Genomic DNA, 17,252 nt, shown 5'->3' with positions numbered 1-17,252 from the left:
CTGACCGACCGCAGCGTGACAACGGTCCCGACCCGCCGCACCGCACCGCACCGGAGCGACGGGTCCACCGGCCGGTCCGGTCCCGTCGCTCCCCGCGTATGACCGCCCTCAGGGCGCCGGGAAGCCCACCGGCCAGGTGTGCACCGGCTCCCCCGCGTGCATCAGCTCGGCGTAGCGCCGCGTCATGGCCGCGAGTGCCGCCTCCCGCCCGAGCCCGGCGTCCAGGGCCCGGTCGTACGTGGCGACCTGCCAGGAGGCCCCGTTGACGCGCCGCCTGCACCGCTCCTCGATCACGCCGAGATAGCGGTCCCGGTCCGCGGGCTCGATGTGCCAGGCGTCCAGACCGGCGGCGGCCAGCGGCAGCAGTTCCTCCAGAACCAGCTGTACGGCGGGGACCCTGGCCAGCCCGCCGGAACGGCCCGGCCGGGGCCAGAGCAGCTCGGCCTCGATGCCGTGCCGGCAGGCCTCGGTGAAATTCTCCTCGGCGGCCTCGAACGGCAGCCGGCTCCACACCGGCCGGGACTCCTCGGCGAGCGCCCGGACGAGCCCGTAGTAGAACGCGGCGTTGGCGATCACGTCGGTGACCGTCGGCCCGGCGGGCAGGACGCGGTTCTCCACCCGCAGATGGGGAACACCGTCGGCGATCCCGTACACCGGGCGGTTCCAGCGGTAGACGGTGCCGTTGTGCAGCACCAGCTCGCCCAGCTCGGGCACCCCGCCCCCGTCCAGCACCTCCAGGGGGTCCTCGTCGTCGCAGATCGGCAGGAGCGGGGGGAAGTACCGCAGGTTCTCCTCGAACAGCTCGTGCGCGGAGCTGATCCAGCGCTCCCCGAACCAGGTCCTGGGGCGTACGCCCTGGTTCGCCAGCTCCGGCGGCCGTACGTCGGTGGCCTGCTGGAACAGGGGCGGCCGGGACTCGCGCCACAGCTCCTTGCCGAACAGGAACGGGGCGTTGGCTCCCAGCGCGATCTGGACGCCGGTGATCGCCTGCGCGGCGTTCCAGACGTCGGCGAACCGGGCCGGTGTCACCTGGAGATGCAGCTGGACCGAGGTGCAGGCCGACTCCGGGGCGATCGAGGGCGAGGTGCAGACCAATCGCTCGACGCCCTCGATATCCAGGGCGAAATCCTCCCCCCGGGCGGCCGCCATTTGGTCGTTGAGCAGGGTGTAGCGGTCCACGTCCGAGAGATTCGCGGACACCACGTCGTGCTCCCCCAGGGTGGGCAGGATTCCGATCATCACGATCCCCGCGTCGACCTCCCCCGCCTTCCGGTGCGCATAGGCGAGGCCGGTCCGCAACTCCTCCGAGAGCTGATCGAATACCCGGCCGCCGAGGCGGTGCGGAACGATATTCACTTCGAGATTGAACATCCCCAGTTCGGTCTGGAAATCCCGGCTCGCGATGCGTCGGAGCACTTGCTGATTCATCATCCGGGGCAGCCCGTCGGAACCCGCGAGATTCAGCTCTATCTCCAGCCCCATCAGGTTCCGCGGACGGTCGAACCTCCGCTCCTCCAGAAGCCTCCCCAGCCCCTCCAGGCACCGGTTGAGCTTCGTCCGGTACTCCTGTCGATCGGACAGGTCAACGGCTCCCGCCACGACCTTCTCCCCCATCGAGGGGTCCCTCCTCCAGTGGGCGGCCCGCGGCCCAGGCCGCGCATCACGATCGATAATGCCCAGCGAGAGTGATCCGTAACGCCCCCACGGGCCTCCGATACCCGATAGTCTGGTTGCAGGAGACCGGGGGCACATTCCCAAGGCATGCGGCACGGGGCATTTTCAGCTGGATCATGCGTGGTGAAAACACCGATGAGTTTCGGCCGTCCGTACCACCGGAAGGGTGCCAGGTCGGAGTCGGCCGCGGCAGATCAAATCCTCAGGAATACCGCGTTTCGAAGGCCGGATGACGCCTTGCGTGGCATATCCCCGACTGCTAGCGGAAACACTGTGTGAACACGCGTCATATAAACTCCGCTCAACGAGGCAGAGAGTTGATACGACTCGCCCGTCACCGGCCTCCTCTGGCCCGCACGCCGACAGCGCCGTCTGCACCCGCCCAAGCTCCACCGTGTCTCCGAAGTGAGAGGCGACCCACTATGCCGCTGCATGTTCCCTCGGCTCCCGCGCCCGCCCTGCGCAGCGTTCTCGCGGCCCTCGGTTCTCCCACCGCCGTCCGCGAAGCCCGCACCTCCGCTCTCCGGTCCGTCCAGGGACCGCTGAGCCCCGAACTACCGCTTCCCGTCCATGTGCTGGACCGGATCGCCCCCACCGGGGCCGCGCCGCTGACCCGCCTGGCGGCCTGGCGTTTCCTGATCCGGAGCGAGGGCCGCGCGGTCGCCGCGGCGGACACCGTGCTCACCCCCGACGGCTGGACCTTCTCGCACTTCTTCGAAGGCCCCTACCTCGCCTCGACGGAACTGGCCGTCCGGCAGGCGGAGGCGTCGGCCACCGGCTGCCAGGCGCGGCTGCTGTCCATCCCGGAGCTGTACATGCTCACCCTGTGGCTGCACGGCGACACCGAGGCCGATCCCTCCGGCGGGGTGCTCGCTCCGACGGACGTCCTGGTGCCCCTGGCTCCGGCCCCGCCGGGCATCGCCGCGCACCGCCCGCACCGGGTCGCCGATCTGCTGCCCGTCATCTCGCTGCGGGTGGCCCCCGGGCCGCTCCTCAGCTCGGCCTGACCGACGCCGGCCCGGCACAGCGCCCCCGTGGCGCCCCTCATCCGCCCTCAGCACGCCGGGCGACGGAAGGGGGGCACTGCGGGGGCGCTGTGCTGCCCGCTCGGACTAGCCCCATCCGGCCACCCCGAACCACCCAAAGGGACCGTGCAGTTGCGGTGAACCGTCCGCGCGGGTGATGCGTCATGGGAGGAGTACGGGTGCTGCAGCGAAATCCCTGCGGAATCTTCCCCGTAGGGCAACACTGGGACCGGACCGACTGATACGGGGGCGGCCATGAACGACTCATCCAGCCGCAGGACATTCGACTCGACGCAGCGAAAGAACCCATCCATGTGCCAGCACCAGCCACCCTGCCCCACCGCTGATTCGCCCGACCGGGAGGCCGCCCGCCTGAGCGCCCACCACCCCGAACAGGGGTGGAGCCTCCTGTGCAACGGCGTCCTGCTCTTCGAGGACACCGGCGAACTGCTGCCCGACGGGCAGATCATCGCCCCGCACCGGCCGCTGGCAGCCGGCCGCGCGGTGAAGGCCGCCTGAGAGCGGCCGTACGGAAGAAGCCATACGGAAAAAGGGGCCGGCCCGGAGAGATCTCCGCACCGGCCCCGACGCATGTCCGGCGCGCGCCGCTCCCGGCGCACGCCCTGTGACAGGCTGATTCAGTTGTCGTACTCGTCCAGCGGCGGGCAGGAGCAGACCAGGTTCCGGTCGCCGAAGGCCCCGTCGATGCGGCGCACCGGCGGCCAGTACTTGTCGGCGGCGGAGACGCCGGCCGGGAAGACGGCCTCCTCGCGGCTGTAGCCGTGCTCCCAGTCACCGCCGAGCGCGGCGGCGGTGTGCGGGGCGTTGGTCAGCGGGTTGTCGTCCGCGCTCCACTCCCCCGACGCGACCTTCTCGATCTCGGCGCGGATCGCGATCATGGTGTCGCAGAACCGGTCGAGCTCCGCGAGGTCCTCGCTCTCGGTCGGCTCGATCATCAGCGTGCCGGCCACCGGGAACGACATGGTCGGCGAGTGGAAGCCGTAGTCGATCAGGCGCTTGGCGACGTCGTCGATGGAGACGCCGGTCGCCTTGGAGATCGGGCGCAGGTCCACGATGCACTCGTGCGCGACCAGTCCGGCCGGGCCGTTGTACAGGATCGGGAAGTGCGGCTCCAGGCGCTTGGCGATGTAGTTCGCGGCCAGCACGGCGACCTGCGTGGCCCGCTTGAGGCCCTCGCCGCCCATCAGACGGACGTACGCCCACGAGATCGGCAGAATGCCCGCGGAGCCCCAGGGGGCGGCCGAGATCGGGCCCACACCGGTCTCCGGGCCCGCGCCGGGCTGGAGCGGGTGGTTGGGCAGGTACGGGGCGAGGTGGGCGCGGACACCGACCGGGCCGACGCCGGGGCCGCCGCCGCCGTGCGGGATGCAGAAGGTCTTGTGCAGGTTCAGGTGGGAGACGTCGCCGCCGAACTTGCCGGGCTTGGCGAGCCCGACCAGCGCGTTGAGGTTGGCGCCGTCGACGTACACCTGGCCGCCCGCGTCGTGCACCTCGCCGCAGATGTCGGCGACGTGCTCCTCGAACACCCCGTGCGTGGACGGGTAGGTGATCATGAGGACGGCCAGCTCGTCGCGGTGCAGCTCGATCTTGGCGCGCAGGTCCGCGATGTCGACCTCGCCGTCGTCGGCGGTCTTCACCACGACGACCTTCATGCCCGCCATGACGGCGCTGGCGGCGTTGGTGCCGTGCGCGGAGGACGGGATGAGGCAGACGGTGCGCTGGTCGTCGCCGTTGGCCCGGTGGTATGCCCGGACGGCCAGCAGACCGGCGAACTCGCCCTGGGAGCCCGCGTTGGGCTGGATGGACACCGCGTCGTAGCCGGTGACCTCCGCCAGGCGCTCCTCCAGCTCACGGATGAGGGTGAGGAAGCCCTGCGCCTGCTCGGCCGGTGCGAAGGGGTGCAGTGCGCCGAACTCGGGCCAGGTGATCGACTCCATCTCGGCGGTCGCGTTCAGCTTCATGGTGCAGGAGCCGAGCGGGATCATGCCGCGGTCCAGCGCGTAGTCGCGGTCGGCGAGCTTGCGCAGGTAGCGCAGCATCGCGGTCTCGGAGCGGTGCTGGTGGAAGACCGGGTGGGTCAGGATGTCGTCGGAGCGCAGCAGCGCCTCGGGCAGCGCGTCGGCGACCGTGGCGTCCAGCGCCTCGACATCGCCCTCGGCGCCGAAGGCCGCCCAGACGGCGGAGATCTGGGAGCGGGTGGTGGTCTCGTCGCAGGCGATGGAGACGTGGTCGGCGTCGACGAGGCGGAGGTTGACCCCGCGCTCGCGGGCGTCGGCGACGATGCCGGCCGCCTTGCCGGGGGCCCGGACGGTCAGGGTGTCGAAGAACGCGCCGTGCACGACGTCGGCCCCGGCGCTACGGAGACCGTCGGCGAGGATCGCGGCGTAACGGTGGGTGCGGCGGGCGATCGTCCGCAGCCCCTCGGGGCCGTGGTAGACGGCGTACATCCCGGCCATCACGGCGAGCAGGACCTGCGCGGTGCAGATGTTGCTGGTGGCCTTCTCGCGGCGGATGTGCTGCTCGCGGGTCTGGAGGGCCAGGCGGTAGGCCTTGTTGCCGTCGGCGTCGACGGAGACGCCGACGAGGCGGCCGGGCAGGGAGCGGGCGAACTTCTCGCGGACCGCCATGAAGCCGGCGTGCGGGCCGCCGAAGCCCATCGGCACGCCGAAGCGCTGGGTGGTGCCGACCGCGATGTCGGCGCCGAGCGCGCCGGGCGAGGTGAGCACCGTGAGGGCCAGCAGATCGGCGGCGACGGTGACGATCGCGCCCAGTTCGTGGGCCTGCTCGATGACGGGCCCGATGGCGCGGACGGCACCGGAGGCACCCGGGTACTGGAGCAGGACGCCGAAGATGCCGCGCTCGGCGATCTCGGCGGGGATGCCCTCGCTCAGGTCGGCGACGACGACCTCGACACCGGTGGGCTCGGCGCGGGTCTCGATGACCGCGACGGTCTGGGGCAGGGTGTCGGCGTCGACCAGGAAGACGCCCTTCTTGACCTTGCCGACGCGCCGGGCGAGGGCCATCGCCTCGGCGGCCGCGGTGCCCTCGTCGAGCAGGGAGGCGCCGGAGGTGGGCAGCCCGGTCAGCTCGGCGACCATCGTCTGGAAGTTCAGGAGGGCTTCGAGGCGGCCCTGGGAGATCTCCGGCTGGTACGGCGTGTAGGCCGTGTACCACGCGGGGTTCTCCATGACGTTGCGCAGGATGACGGGCGGGGTGAAGGTGCCGTAGTAGCCGAGGCCGATCATCGGGGCCAGCACCTCGTTGCGGTCGGCCAGCGAGCGCAGCTCGGCCAGCACCTCCGCCTCGGTGCGCGCCGAGGGAAGGTTCAGGGCCTCCGCACTCTTGATCACGTCGGGCACCGCGGCGGCGGTCAGCTCGTCGAGGGAGCCGTAGCCGACCTGGGCGAGCATCTTCGCCTGGGCCTCGGCATCGGGCCCTATGTGGCGCTGCTCGAACGGAATGCCCTGCTCCAGCTGGGAGAGCGGAGTGCGACGGGGGGTCATGGTGGAGGCCTCCTGGTCTGTCACGACCTGCGAGGGGCACCACGGCGCGGGTGCCCGGACGGCCTCCCCCTCTGTCATCTCAACCTGAGAGCTTCACCGGCCCGCCCGGGGGCGTGCCGACTTTCACCGTCGGTGAGGGTCAGGGTCCACCCGGGCCTGCGCCCGCACGGATCCGCCCTGCTTTCCAGAGTGACCTCGTCCGTGCGGTACGGGGGCCTGAGAGATTCCGGGGAGGAGTTGCTCCTTCGGCGCCTCCGGATTCTCCACCGGAGGACTCTCCCGCACGGGGTCAGCAGCCACTGCCAGCGTACCAGCGGCCTCCGCGCCGGAGCTCTCGAGTGGCCGACACCACGGATCTGCATTTGTCTGGTGCTGGTGGAGCGACAGGACCGCCGTGAGCAGTCCGCGACCAGTGGGAGGCACCGTGCAGACGGACATCGATCCGCGCCGCCTGATCGGCCGCAAGGCCTTCGATCGCAAGGGCGCCAAGATCGGAACGGTGGATGAGGTCTATCTCGACGACGCGACCGGGGTGCCCGAGTGGGCTGCCGTGCGCACCGGCCTGTTCAGCAGGGACGCCTTCGTCCCGCTGGAGCCCAGCGAATTCGTCGAGGACGCTTTGCGCGTCCCCTTCGACCGGGCGTTGATCAAGGGCGCGCCGGACTTCGGCGTCGGCCGGCACCTTTCGCCCGAACAGGAACTGCAGCTCTACCGGCATTACGGGCTGGACTCCCCGCCCCCGGAGGCCGCGGCCCCCGACGACCGGGACTTCGGCAGGCTGGCCGGCCAGGAGGAGTAGTCAGGACTCTCGCGGACGAGCGGCAGCGGATCGGCGGGCCGAAGCAGCGGGTCGTCGATCCGGAAGGTGAGGACCCGGCCGGGCGCGCTCCACGGTTCCTCGAACCGGACGGTGACCCGGCCGATCCCGCTGCCCTGCACCCAGCCGTGCCCGTGCTCCTCGTGGTGCACGTCGTGTCCGGCCGGCCAGCGCCGCGCGGCGAGCTGATCGGCGCTGTCCGCCTCGGGCTCCGGAACGGGCTCCTCCGCGGCCGGCGCGTAGTGCTCCCGGTCCCGCTGCGCGAGCTCCCGGGCATCGGCGGCCTGGGCGAACAGGTCCTCCTGGGTGTAGTCGGCGAGCCCCGTGACCCCGACCCCCAGGAGCCGTACGCCGCCCGTGGTGTCGACGGACTCCAGCAGCCGCGCCGCCGCCTCGCGGACCACCGTGGGGTCGTCCGTGGGGCCTCTGAGCGTTTCGGAGCGGGTCAGGGTGGAGAAGTCGTAGCGGCGCACCTTCAGCACCACCGTGCGGCCCGACCGGTCGGCGGCGCGCAGCCGCTCCACGCACCGCACGGCCAGCCGCTCGACCTCGGCACGCACCCGCACCCGGTCGTGCAGGTCCACGTCGAAGGTGTCCTCCACCGATACGGACTTGGCGTCCCGTTCGGCGACCACCGGCCGGTCGTCGAGGCCCAGCGCCATCCGGTGGAGCCCGTGGCCGTGGGCCTTGCCGACCAGCCGTACGAGCTCCGCCTCACCTGCCTCGGCCAGGTCGTGGACGGTGGTCATCCCCGCGCGCCGGAGATGGTCGCCGGTGGCCGGGCCGACCCCCGGCAGGATGCGTACGGACATGGGGGCGAGCAGCTCGCGCTCGGTACCCGGCTCGATGAGGAGCAGCCCGTCGGGCTTGGCCTCCTCGGAGGCGATCTTGGCGAGCATCTTGGAGCCCGCGAGTCCGACGGATCCGCTGAGGCCGGTCACCGCCCGGATGGCGGCCCGCAGCCCCTCCCCCGTGGCACGGGCCGAGGCCGAGTCGTCCGCCGTCCCGCCGGCCTCCAGGTCCACGAAGGCCTCGTCCAGGCTGAGCGGCTCCACCAGGGGGGACAGCCGCCCCAGCAGCTCCATCACCTGGTCGCTCACCGTCCGGTACAGCGAGAAGCGGGGCACCAGGTAGGCAGCGTTGGGTGCGAGCCGCCGGGCCTGCGCGGTGGGCATCGCCGAGTGCACGCCCAGGCGCCGGGCCTCGTACGAGGCGGTGGCGACCACTCCGCGCGGGCCGAGGCCGCCCACCACGACCGCCTTGCCGCGCAGACTCGGTTTGGCCGCCTGCTCCGCCGAGGCGTAGAAGGCGTCCATGTCCAGGTGAAGGATGGTGGGCGCGGGTCTCACACCCTCGATGCTGCCCTACGGCACTGACAACGGGACGGTCCGGCACCCCGTGGGGCATCGGACCGTCCCGTGTCCGTCGTCCTGTCACGTCGTACGGTCGCGCTGTCACGTCGTACAGTCGCGTCGGGCTCCTCGGCCCGGGGTGCTCAGCCCGCGCGGTTACGCCGCCGGGCCAGCTCGTCCGCGGGGTTGTGGCCGATGAGCGTCTCGCCGGTGTCGACCCGCTCGCCGTGCAGCTGCGAGAGCGCCGCGTCCACGTCGCGCCAGACGACGCCGACGGCGATGCCGAAGACACCCTGCCCGCCCTGGAGCAGGCTGACGACCTCGTCGGGCGAGGAGCATTCGTAGACCGTGGCCCCGTCGCTCATCAGCGTCATGCGTTCGAGGTCCTGGAAACCCCGGTCCCGCAGATGCTGGACCGTGGTGCGGATGTTCTGCAGCGCTACCCCGGTGTCCAGGAACCGCTTTACGATCTTGAGGAGGACCACGTCCCGGAAACTGTAGAGACGCTGGGTCCCCGACCCGTAGGCCGGGCGCACACTGGGCTCGACCAGCCCCGTGCGCGCCCAGTAGTCCAGTTGGCGGTAGGTGATCCCCGCCGCCGCGCACGCCGTCGGGCCGCGATAGCCGATGTCGTCGCCACTGCTCGCCGCTGCCGTACCGCCCGCTGCCACCGCCGCCGGTTGAACCGGCTGCCTGATGGTGTGGTCGGCTCCACTGCCGTGCTGCGGATACGGCCCACCCGCCGCCGCTCCGTCGCCGCTGCTTCTCACGCCGACCTCCGTCCTTGACCTGCCCACTCGAAGGTAGGCAGTCACTCGGGGTGCGTCAACGATCGCCACACTCGGCACGCCGAGTGATAATCACCCTGAGGGTGGTTTCCCGTGTCTTGTTTCCGGGAAAGGCTTGTCGGATGCGCTGACGGCACCCCCTTGCGGGACGGTCACTGGCTGTTCGTACCGAAGTCCTCCGGAGAGATCTGGTCGAGGAATTCGCGGAACTTCTCCACCTCGTCCTCCTGCTCGTCGGGGATCGCGATGCCCGCATCGTCCAGCACGCCGTCACTGCCGTAGATCGGCGTGCCGGTCCGCAGGGCGAGCGCTATGGCGTCGGAGGGCCGGGCGCTCACCTCGACTCCGCTGGCGAAGACGAGCTCCGCGTAGAAGACCCCTTCGCGCAGGTCCGTGATGCGGACCTCGGTGAGCTCCTGGCCCACGGCCTCGAGGACATCCTTGAACAGGTCATGGGTCAGCGGCCTGGCGGGAGCCATGCCCTGCTGGGCGAAGGCAATCGCGGTCGCCTCCCCCGGACCGATCCAAATGGGGAGGTACCGGTCGCCTCCCACTTCACGCAGGAGAACGATCGGTTGGTTGGAGGGCATTTCCACCCGGACACCGACAACGTCGAGCTCGTTCACACAGCAACCCTAGGACGTGCTCGCCATGTTTGGGTAGTCGGGCACCGCCGAGGTCAGTGCAGACGGGTGCGCAGAGCGCTCTGCACGAGCGCCGCGTGCAGCCGTACGGACAGCTCGGCGAGCTCGTTCGCGGTGGCCTCGGCATGGGCCCTGGTCTGCGGATTACGGTGCCGGCGCAGGGGTGCGACCACCTGCTCCACCAGTCCCGCCTCCCGGTCGGCGGAGGCCCGCATGGCCCGAAGGTGACGTGGTTCCAGACCGAAACGACCCAGATCCGCCACCAGCTTGGCGACGGTCACTATCTCGGCGTCGTAGCCGCCGTCAGGGGACGGGACGATGAGCCCGTAGGACTCCCACTCTGTCAGCCGCTCCTCGTCGACCTCGGCGGCCGCGAGCAGCTCGGCCCGCCCGATCCGGGCGGCGGTCGGCGCACCGGGGCCGGCCTCCCACACCCCGTCGGCGAGGTCCCGCTGCGCACCGGGCGAGGGCAGAACGGGCTGTTCCCCCCGGGCCAGCGCGTCCAGGTGCTCCCGGATGACCTTCAGCGGGAGGTAGTGATCCCGCTGCATCCGGAGCACCTGGGCCAGGCGCTCCACATCACGCGGGGCGAACTTCCGGTATCCGGAAGGAGTGCGCTGCGGCTCGATGAGCCCCTCGGCCTCCAGGAACCGGATCTTGGAGATGGTGACTTCGGGAAACTCCTCGCGCAGCTGGATGAGCACCGTTCCGATGCTCATCGGTCGCGCTTCCGCGGTGGCGGTGCCGTGTCCGGCACCGCCTGTCGGTGTTCGCAGCATGGGCCTTCCTGGGGGTCCCCCCGGACGGAGTCCGGGGGCTGGTCACACGCCCCGCGGGCTCGCATAGAAGACCAGGCGGTACTTTCCGATCTGGACTTCGTCGCCGTTGGACAGCGGGACCGAATCGATGCGCTCACGGTTGACGTAGGTGCCGTTGAGGCTGCCGACATCACCCACGGTGAAGCTACCTTCCGGACTCCTGCGGAACTCCACATGACGCCGCGACACGGTCACGTCATCGAGAAAGATGTCGCTCTGCGGGTGACGGCCGGCCGTGGTCAGATCGCTGTCGAGCAGGAAGCGGCTGCCGGAATTCGGGCCGCGCCGCACGACCAGGAGCGCCGAGCCCGCGGGCAGCGCGTCGACCGCGGCCTGGGCCTCCGGGGAGAGCGAGGGCAGAGAGGTCTGACCGGTCGCCTCCGCCTCGTACGCCTCGAGACCGGAGATGGAGATCGTGGAGGTCGTCTCCGAGGGACGCTCGGGAACGCCGCCCCGCAGCGGCGTGCCGCAGTTGGAGCAGAACTTGCTGGCCTCCGCGTTGCGGTGACCGCACCTCGTACAGACCGGCATCGACGAGCCCTCCGGGGTGAACCCTCCACCCGTACTCGAGGCTGATGGTGCGCCGAAACCTATGCGTCCGGCACCGGCAGGGTCAACAGCCGACACGCCGTCACCCCCCGGGGCTCCGGACACCTCGTCGCGGAAGAGCGGACGCTCCGCCTCCTGCTCCTCGCCCTGAGCGTGGCGCGGAGCGCGGTGGCGGGCAGCACTGTTGCTGTCCTCGCGTGCACTCTTCCCGAACAACTTCGCAAACAACTTCACGGGCGATTCCCCTTGACCGACATAGACCCGCCCGTGGGGCAGGACGAACCCTGATTGAACACACCTGCCGACCCGGACATCTTCACAACGTCCGTATCCACCCGACAGTTTCCACCACGCACCACCAATCCGGTGCGGCGACCCCCCGCAACCGCCCGACCCGGTCGACCGGCCCCCACGCCCGCCCCGATCACGGGGAGGACGACCGAGCGTAGTCAGGCCGCTGCGCCGGTCGCAAGGCGTCGACGACGATGTCGTCGGACCGCTCCACGAGCACGGTGGCCTGCTCCTTCTCCAGCGTCTGGACCACGCCGCCGGGGATGTTGAGGGCGGGCTCCAGATCCTGCGGCTTGCCGATCACCGTGAACTCGTACGGCGCTTCGATCTTCTTCCCGTCGACCTGGACGTCCCCGGCGCCCCCGGAGAAGTAGGTGTTGGCCACCACCCGCACCCCGTTGACCTCGATCGCCTCGGCCCCCGCCGCCCTCAGCTCCTGAAGGGCGTCGAGCAGCATGTCGGGCGCGACCGCACGCGCGGGGTCGGTGATCGTCAGCGTGATGCCGGGGCCCTGTGCCGCGACGGTGCCCGCGAGGATGCCGAGCTGGCGTTCCTTCTCCAGCGTCTGTTTCCGGGCCTCCTCGGCCTGGTCGGAGCTGTTCTCCAGCTCGGTGCGCTGGTCGTCCAGGCGCTGCTTCTCGTCCTCCAGGCGCTGGGTCCGGTCGTCGACCTCGTCGAGGATGCGGACCAGATCCTCCTGCCGGGCGCCGCGCAGCGCACTGTCGTCGTTGGTGGACCGCACCTGGATGGCGAGCCCCAGGCCGAGCCCGAACAGCAGGACGGCGACGATCAGTTGGGCACGGCTCAGCCGCGGCGGCCACAGGCCCGCCTTGAGCCGCTGCCGACCGGTCGCCTCCTTGGCCGGGGACGGCGGCACGGGGGCGTCCGGGACGGCGGACGCGCCGCCCTCGGGCTGTTGGCTGCGGGGGTTCTCGTCGTTGTTCATCGGCTCGTTGTTCATCGGCCTCACGCCCGGAAGACGTGCCGGCGGATCGCGGCGGCGTTGGAGAAGATCCGGATGCCGAGCACGACCACCACACCCGTGGAGAGCTGGGCGCCGACGCCCAGCTTGTCGCCGAGGAAGACGATCAGCGCGGCCACCACGACGTTGGAGAGGAAGGAGACCACGAAGACCTTGTCGACGAAGATGCCGTCGAGCATGGCCCGCAGTCCGCCGAACACGGCGTCGAGCGCGGCGACCACCGCGATCGGCAGGTAGGGCTCGACCACCGCCGGCACCTCGGGCCGGACCAACAGTCCGACCACGACTCCCACGACGAGGCCCAGTACGGCGATCACGATGTGCCCTTCCCTGTGTCTGCCGCACCACTGCCGGCGGCCTTCGGCTCTGCTGTACGGACGATCAGGCTCGGCGCCGCCGGAAGCTGGACCTTCGCCTGGTCGGAGATGCTGGTGCGGATGTCGAAGCTCTCCTTGAGCGCCTGCAGGTACTGGCCGTCGGCGCTGTCCTGGAACGCGGTCGCGAGCTTCTTCCCGTCCCCCACCACGAGCACCGTGTACGGCGGTACGAGCGGTCTGTTGTCGACCAGTATGGCGTCGCCGGCGGCACGGATGGCCGACAGGGCCGTCAACCTTTGCCCATTGATGGCGATGGCCTCGGCGCCGGATTCCCACAGACCGTTGACGACGCGCTGCATGTCCCGGTCGCGCACCCGTCCGGTGTCGGCGAAGCCCGAGGACTCCCGGGGCCCGCCGCCTCCCTGGTCGGTGTTCTTCGCGTCGTCGACGATCAGCTTCACACCGGGGCCCTCGACCGGGGTCGCCCCGGCCAGCAGGGCCACCAGCTGCCCCTGGTCCCCGCCGTGCTGCTCGAGAGCCTTGCGCTGACGTTCGCTCACATCGGCGCGGAGCTTGTCGACGTTCGACTCCAGGGTGTCCGCGGCCTCCGTCTCGGCATTGATGCGGTCGATCAGCTCTTCGCGCTCCTTGGCCACGACCGGAGCCGAGATCCGCGCCTCGGCGGCACCGAGGGTGACCACCAAGGCGGCCACCACCAGTCCGGCGGCGAGGCCGAGCTTCGACTTGAGCGTCCGGGGCAGCCCCGCGCTCCCGTCGACCTTGCGCCGCGCCGAGGCCTCCGCGTACCCGTCGTCGAGGCTGTGGTCCATCACGTTGTTCAGCAGCGACATGGAGGCGTCGGGGCGTGCGGGCGGCGGGGCGGTGCTCCGATCGGGGGACTGCTGCGACATGCCGCACATCGTCGCACGTCATCAAGGCTGCCGCCGAATGGCCCCACCGGTGCGCCGCGGCCCCCCTGCCCGGGGCATCGCGGCGCACCGTTCTCGGATCAGTCTCCCGCGCTGTCCACGACCGCGGCCCACTCGTCGAGGAGCGCCTGGGCCGAGGCGTCGTCCGGGCCCTCCGCCCACAGATGGGTGACGGCTTCCGCCCGGTCGGGCAGGACCATGATCCACCGGCCGTCCGCCTCGACCACCCGGACTCCGTCGGTGGTGTCCACGCTGCGGTCTCCGGCCGCTTCGACGACCCGGCGCATGACGAGCCCCTTGACGGCCCACGGCGTCGCCAGGTCGCGGCGCAGGACGTGTGCCCGGGGAATGCGCGCGTCGATCTGGCTCAGGGTGAGCTGGGTGCGTGCGACGAGCCCGATGAGCCGGACGAAGGCGGCGGTCCCGTCGAAGACGCTGCTGAATTCGGGAACGATGAACCCGCCGCGCCCGTCTCCTCCGAAGATGGTGTCCTCTTCACGGCCCACCCGGGTCAGGTCGTCGGGCGAGGTGGTCGTCCACTCCACCTGGGTGCCGTGGTAGGCCGCCACCTGCTCGGCGACGCGCGTGGTCGTCACGGGCAGGGCGACCCGGCCGCTGCGCCGCTCGGCGGCGACGAGATCGAGGAGGACCAGGAGAGCCCGGTCGTCCTCGATGATCCGGCCCAGTTCGTCAACGAGGGAGAGCCGCTCGCCCACTGGGTCGAAGCGCACCCCGAAGGCCGCCCGCGCGGAGGACACGATCTCCCCGAGCCGCACCAGACCGGCCCGCCGGGTGTCGGCGGACTCCGTGGGCCGCGCCTCGTCGAGCCCGGGGTTGATCGTCAGCGCGTCCACCCCGAGCCGTCCGAGGAGGCTGGGCAGAACGAGCCCGGCGCTGCCGTTGGACGCGTCGACGACGACCTTGAGCCCGGATTCCGCGATGCCCTCGACGTCGACGTTCCGCAGGAGGGATCCGGTGTACGAGTCGAACACGCTGGACGGGAAGTGCAGGTCCCCGATCTCCCCGGGGAAGGCACGGCGGTACTCCTGGCGTGCGTAGACCCGGTCGAGCTTGCGCTGCTGCGCCTGCGAGAGATCCGCGCCCCGCTCGTCGATGAACATGATGTCCACGGAGTCGGGCACACCGGGCGACGTACGGATCATGATGCCGCCGGCGCTGCCTCGCGCGGTCTGCTGACGTGCGACGGGCAGCGGTACGTTCTCCAGGTCGCGTACGTCGATGGCGCTGGCCTGGAGCGCCGAGATGACGGCCCGCTTGAGGGCGCGGGCCCCTCGGGAGTGGTCACGGGCGGTCGTGACCGTCGAACCCTTCTTGAGGGTCGTGGCGTAGGCACCGGCCAGGCGTACGGCCAGTTCGGGGGTGATCTCGACGTTCAGGATTCCGGAGACCCCGCGTGCGCCGAAGAGATGTGCCTGCCCTCGGGACTCCCAGATGACCGAGGTGTTGACGAACGCGCCGGCCTCGATGGTCTTGAAGGGGTACACCCGGACGTTGCCCTGGATGATCGACTCCTCGCCGACCAGGCATTCGTCACCGATGACGGCGCCGTCCTCGATACGGGCCGCACGCATGATGTCGGTGTTCTTGCCGACGACGCAGCCGCGCAGGTTGCTGTGCTGTCCGATGTAGACGTTGTCGTGCACCACAGCCTTGTGGAGGAAGGCCCCGGTCTTGACGACGACGTTCGACCCGACCACCGTGTGTTCGCGGATTTCGACGTCGGCCTCGACCTTGGCGTAGTCGCCGATGTACAGCGGCCCGCGCAGCACCGCGTCGGGGTGGACCTCAGCCCCTTCGGCGACCCACACACCGGGGGAGATCTCGAACCCGTCGATCTCCACGTCGACCTTGCGCTCCAGGACGTCCGCCTGGGCTTTCACATAGCTCTCGTGGGTGCCGACGTCCTCCCAGTAGCCCTCGGCGACATAGCCGTAGATGGGCTTGCCCTCCTTCATCAGCTGAGGGAAGACGTCTCCGGACCAGTCGACCGACGTGTCGGCCTGGACGTAGTCGAAGACCTCGGGCTCCATGACGTAGATGCCCGTGTTCACGGTGTCCGAGAAGACCTGTCCCCAGGTCGGCTTCTCCAGGAACCGTTCGACCTGACCGTTCTCGTCCACGATGGTGATGCCGAATTCCAGCGGATTGGGAACCCGGGTGAGGCAGACCGTGACTAGCCCGCCCTTTTCCTTGTGGAAGGCGATGAGGTCGGTGAGGTCGAAGTCGGTGAGCGCGTCGCCGGAAATGACGAGGAACGTGTCGTCCTTCAACGCCTCCTCGGCGTTCTTCACGCTGCCAGCGGTGCCGAGTGGCTTCTCCTCGTTGGCATAGGTGAGCTCCATTCCGAGCTCCTCGCCGTCCCCGAAGTAGTTCTTGACGAGGGAGGCGAGGAACTGGACGGTCACTACGGTTTCGCTGAGCCCATGCCGCTTGAGCAGCCGCAGGACGTGCTCCATGATCGGCCTGTTGGCCACGGGCAGGAGCGGCTTGGGCATGCTCGAGGTCATGGGGCGAAGACGTGTGCCTTCGCCACCAGCCATCACGACGGCCTTCATGTCGGAAACGTCCTCCTAGAAGAGACGACGGTCAGCCGACTTCGCCCGTCGGGGCATCATGCACACCATCTGCCGCGGACCGGCCACATTGCACGGCACCGCATCAACGAGCTCAATCGGCTACTGCGTCCGCCTTCACGAGCCGGCGGACCTGAACCACGTAGAGGATCCCTGCCCACCAGTAGAGCGTTGTACCCCATCCTGCGAACGCCCATCCGAAAACGGCGGCCACTGTGGCCAGCCAACCACTCCCGTCGCTGAGCAGCAACAAGGGGAACGCGTACATCAGGTTGAAGGTTGCAGCTTTCCCGAGGAAGTTGACCTGCGGCGGCGGATAGCCGTGACGGCGCAGGATGGCCACCATCACGAGAAGCATCAGTTCCCGGGCCAGAAGCAGCGCGGTGACCCAGAGCGGCAGGATCTCCCGCCAGGTGAGGCCTACCAGGGTGGAAAGGATGTAGAGACGGTCGGCCGCCGGGTCCAGGAGCCGCCCGAGGCTGCTGATCTGGTTCCACTTGCGGGCGAGCTTCCCGTCGAGGTAGTCGCTGATGCCGCTGAGCATCAGTACCAGCAGCGCCCAGTTGTCGCTGTTGGGCCCTCCGAAGACGGGGCGAAGAATCAGCCACAGGAAGAGCGGTACCCCGACAAGGCGAGCCATGCTGAGGATGTTGGGGATGGTGAGGACCCGGTCCGTCTGGACCCGGGTCTCCTGAACCTCCACCCGGGAGCCTCCTGTGAAGAACGTGCCAATGATGCCCCCTGACCTTACCCTCAGCTTCCACAGTCGGGGGCAGGGGGGTGGAGGGGTAGACCTAGGGGAAAGGCCCTCCGGGTCCGGAAACGCAGAAAAGCCCCGTGCCACAAGGGCACGGGGCTTCCCGCAATGATTGTTCGGCGGCGTCCTACTCTCCCACAGGGTCCCCCCTGCAGTACCATCGGCGCTGAAAGGCTTAGCTTCCGGGTTCG

15 protein-coding genes, 1 rRNA gene and 1 riboswitch are annotated in these 17,252 nt (G+C 70.0%); of the genes, 3 read left to right on the top strand and 13 right to left on the bottom strand.

The window, feature by feature from the left end:
* Nucleotides 1–108: 108 nt before the first annotated feature.
* Nucleotides 109–1,614, bottom strand: a complete 1,506-nt coding sequence (locus IE140_RS29770) for a glutamate-cysteine ligase family protein (RefSeq protein WP_093436068.1) — start codon at nucleotides 1,612–1,614, stop codon at nucleotides 109–111.
* Nucleotides 1,615–2,096: 482 nt separating this feature from the next.
* Between IE140_RS29770 and IE140_RS29765 the strand changes: the two genes are divergently transcribed.
* Both IE140_RS29765 and IE140_RS29760 read left to right on the top strand, forming a co-directional pair.
* Entirely contained in the window at nucleotides 2,097–2,681 is a 585-nt protein-coding gene (locus tag IE140_RS29765) for a hypothetical protein (RefSeq protein WP_006123068.1), read from the top strand.
* Between the two features lie 330 nt (nucleotides 2,682–3,011).
* Nucleotides 3,012–3,218, top strand: coding sequence for a DUF5999 family protein (locus tag IE140_RS29760; protein WP_032778489.1), 207 nt, complete (start codon nucleotides 3,012–3,014; stop codon nucleotides 3,216–3,218).
* 119 nt (nucleotides 3,219–3,337) lie between these two features.
* On the opposite strand, the gene gcvP is transcribed toward IE140_RS29760, so the two are convergent.
* Nucleotides 3,338–6,223 (bottom strand): aminomethyl-transferring glycine dehydrogenase, encoded by a 2,886-nt coding sequence (gene gcvP, locus IE140_RS29755; RefSeq protein WP_150195529.1) that lies wholly within the window; start codon nucleotides 6,221–6,223, stop codon nucleotides 3,338–3,340.
* A 194-nt stretch (nucleotides 6,224–6,417) separates the two neighbouring features.
* Nucleotides 6,418–6,515: riboswitch (glycine riboswitch) on the bottom strand.
* A gap of 132 nt (nucleotides 6,516–6,647) precedes the next feature.
* Between gcvP and IE140_RS29750 the strand changes: the two genes are divergently transcribed.
* Entirely contained in the window at nucleotides 6,648–7,022 is a 375-nt protein-coding gene (locus tag IE140_RS29750) for a PRC-barrel domain-containing protein (RefSeq protein ID WP_032778678.1), read from the top strand.
* Here the strand turns inward: IE140_RS29750 and IE140_RS29745 are convergent.
* The 11 genes from IE140_RS29745 to rrf form a co-directional block, all read right to left on the bottom strand.
* Nucleotides 6,941–8,389, bottom strand: coding sequence for a DNA polymerase IV (locus tag IE140_RS29745; RefSeq protein WP_093436062.1), 1,449 nt, complete (start codon nucleotides 8,387–8,389; stop codon nucleotides 6,941–6,943). The genes IE140_RS29750 and IE140_RS29745 overlap by 82 nt on opposite strands.
* A gap of 146 nt (nucleotides 8,390–8,535) precedes the next feature.
* Nucleotides 8,536–9,162, bottom strand: coding sequence for a MerR family transcriptional regulator (locus IE140_RS29740; protein ID WP_093436060.1), 627 nt, complete (start codon nucleotides 9,160–9,162; stop codon nucleotides 8,536–8,538).
* Nucleotides 9,163–9,332: 170 nt separating this feature from the next.
* Entirely contained in the window at nucleotides 9,333–9,806 is a 474-nt protein-coding gene (locus tag IE140_RS29735; RefSeq protein WP_006123076.1) for a bifunctional nuclease family protein, read from the bottom strand.
* Between the two features lie 53 nt (nucleotides 9,807–9,859).
* Nucleotides 9,860–10,603: a transcriptional regulator FtsR gene (gene ftsR / locus IE140_RS29730; protein WP_150195527.1), complete on the bottom strand. Its 744-nt coding sequence runs from the start codon at nucleotides 10,601–10,603 to the stop codon at nucleotides 9,860–9,862.
* Between the two features lie 42 nt (nucleotides 10,604–10,645).
* Complete coding sequence (locus IE140_RS29725) at nucleotides 10,646–11,425, bottom strand: FHA domain-containing protein (protein WP_109177857.1); 780 nt, start codon at nucleotides 11,423–11,425, stop codon at nucleotides 10,646–10,648.
* Between the two features lie 190 nt (nucleotides 11,426–11,615).
* Complete coding sequence (locus IE140_RS29720; protein ID WP_189460884.1) at nucleotides 11,616–12,428, bottom strand: DUF881 domain-containing protein; 813 nt, start codon at nucleotides 12,426–12,428, stop codon at nucleotides 11,616–11,618.
* Between the two features lie 20 nt (nucleotides 12,429–12,448).
* Nucleotides 12,449–12,781 carry a small basic family protein gene (locus IE140_RS29715; RefSeq protein ID WP_003970459.1) on the bottom strand — a complete coding sequence of 111 codons (333 nt, stop codon included), beginning with the start codon at nucleotides 12,779–12,781 and terminating at the stop codon, nucleotides 12,449–12,451.
* Complete coding sequence (locus IE140_RS29710) at nucleotides 12,778–13,692, bottom strand: DUF881 domain-containing protein (protein ID WP_189460854.1); 915 nt, start codon at nucleotides 13,690–13,692, stop codon at nucleotides 12,778–12,780. The genes IE140_RS29715 and IE140_RS29710 overlap by 4 nt, the downstream gene beginning before the upstream one ends.
* A 98-nt stretch (nucleotides 13,693–13,790) precedes the next feature.
* Nucleotides 13,791–16,286 carry a mannose-1-phosphate guanyltransferase gene (locus IE140_RS29705; RefSeq protein WP_032765831.1) on the bottom strand — a complete coding sequence of 832 codons (2,496 nt, stop codon included), beginning with the start codon at nucleotides 16,284–16,286 and terminating at the stop codon, nucleotides 13,791–13,793.
* Between the two features lie 112 nt (nucleotides 16,287–16,398).
* The gene (gene clsA / locus IE140_RS29700; RefSeq protein WP_150198312.1) at nucleotides 16,399–17,007 is read right to left on the bottom strand and encodes a cardiolipin synthase ClsA; all 609 of its coding nucleotides are present in this window, start codon (nucleotides 17,005–17,007) and stop codon (nucleotides 16,399–16,401) included.
* Nucleotides 17,008–17,175: 168 nt separating this feature from the next.
* Nucleotides 17,176–17,252, bottom strand: a 5S ribosomal RNA gene (rrf, locus tag IE140_RS29695); the annotation flags it as partial.

Source organism: Streptomyces parvus (assembly GCF_014648875.1).
In the GTDB taxonomy this organism is placed as follows: Bacteria; Actinomycetota; Actinomycetes; order Streptomycetales; family Streptomycetaceae; genus Streptomyces; species Streptomyces parvus.
Note: the sequence above shows the minus strand (reverse complement) of the source record. Positions and strands in the feature narration are given on the sequence as shown.

Excerpts from the sequence above, each read along its gene's own strand:
- IE140_RS29760 (WP_032778489.1), top strand. The coding sequence starts at position 3,012 with ATGTGCCAGCACCAGCCACCCTGCCCCACCGCTGATTCGCCCGACCGG.
- IE140_RS29770 (WP_093436068.1), bottom strand. The coding sequence starts at position 1,614 with ATGGGGGAGAAGGTCGTGGCGGGAGCCGTTGACCTGTCCGATCGACAG.
- IE140_RS29720 (WP_189460884.1), bottom strand. The coding sequence starts at position 12,428 with ATGAACAACGACGAGAACCCCCGCAGCCAACAGCCCGAGGGCGGCGCG.
- gcvP (WP_150195529.1), bottom strand. The coding sequence starts at position 6,223 with ATGACCCCCCGTCGCACTCCGCTCTCCCAGCTGGAGCAGGGCATTCCG.
- IE140_RS29765 (WP_006123068.1), top strand. The coding sequence starts at position 2,097 with ATGCCGCTGCATGTTCCCTCGGCTCCCGCGCCCGCCCTGCGCAGCGTT.
- ftsR (WP_150195527.1), bottom strand. The coding sequence starts at position 10,603 with ATGCTGCGAACACCGACAGGCGGTGCCGGACACGGCACCGCCACCGCG.
- IE140_RS29705 (WP_032765831.1), bottom strand. The coding sequence starts at position 16,286 with ATGAAGGCCGTCGTGATGGCTGGTGGCGAAGGCACACGTCTTCGCCCC.
- IE140_RS29710 (WP_189460854.1), bottom strand. The coding sequence starts at position 13,692 with ATGTCGCAGCAGTCCCCCGATCGGAGCACCGCCCCGCCGCCCGCACGC.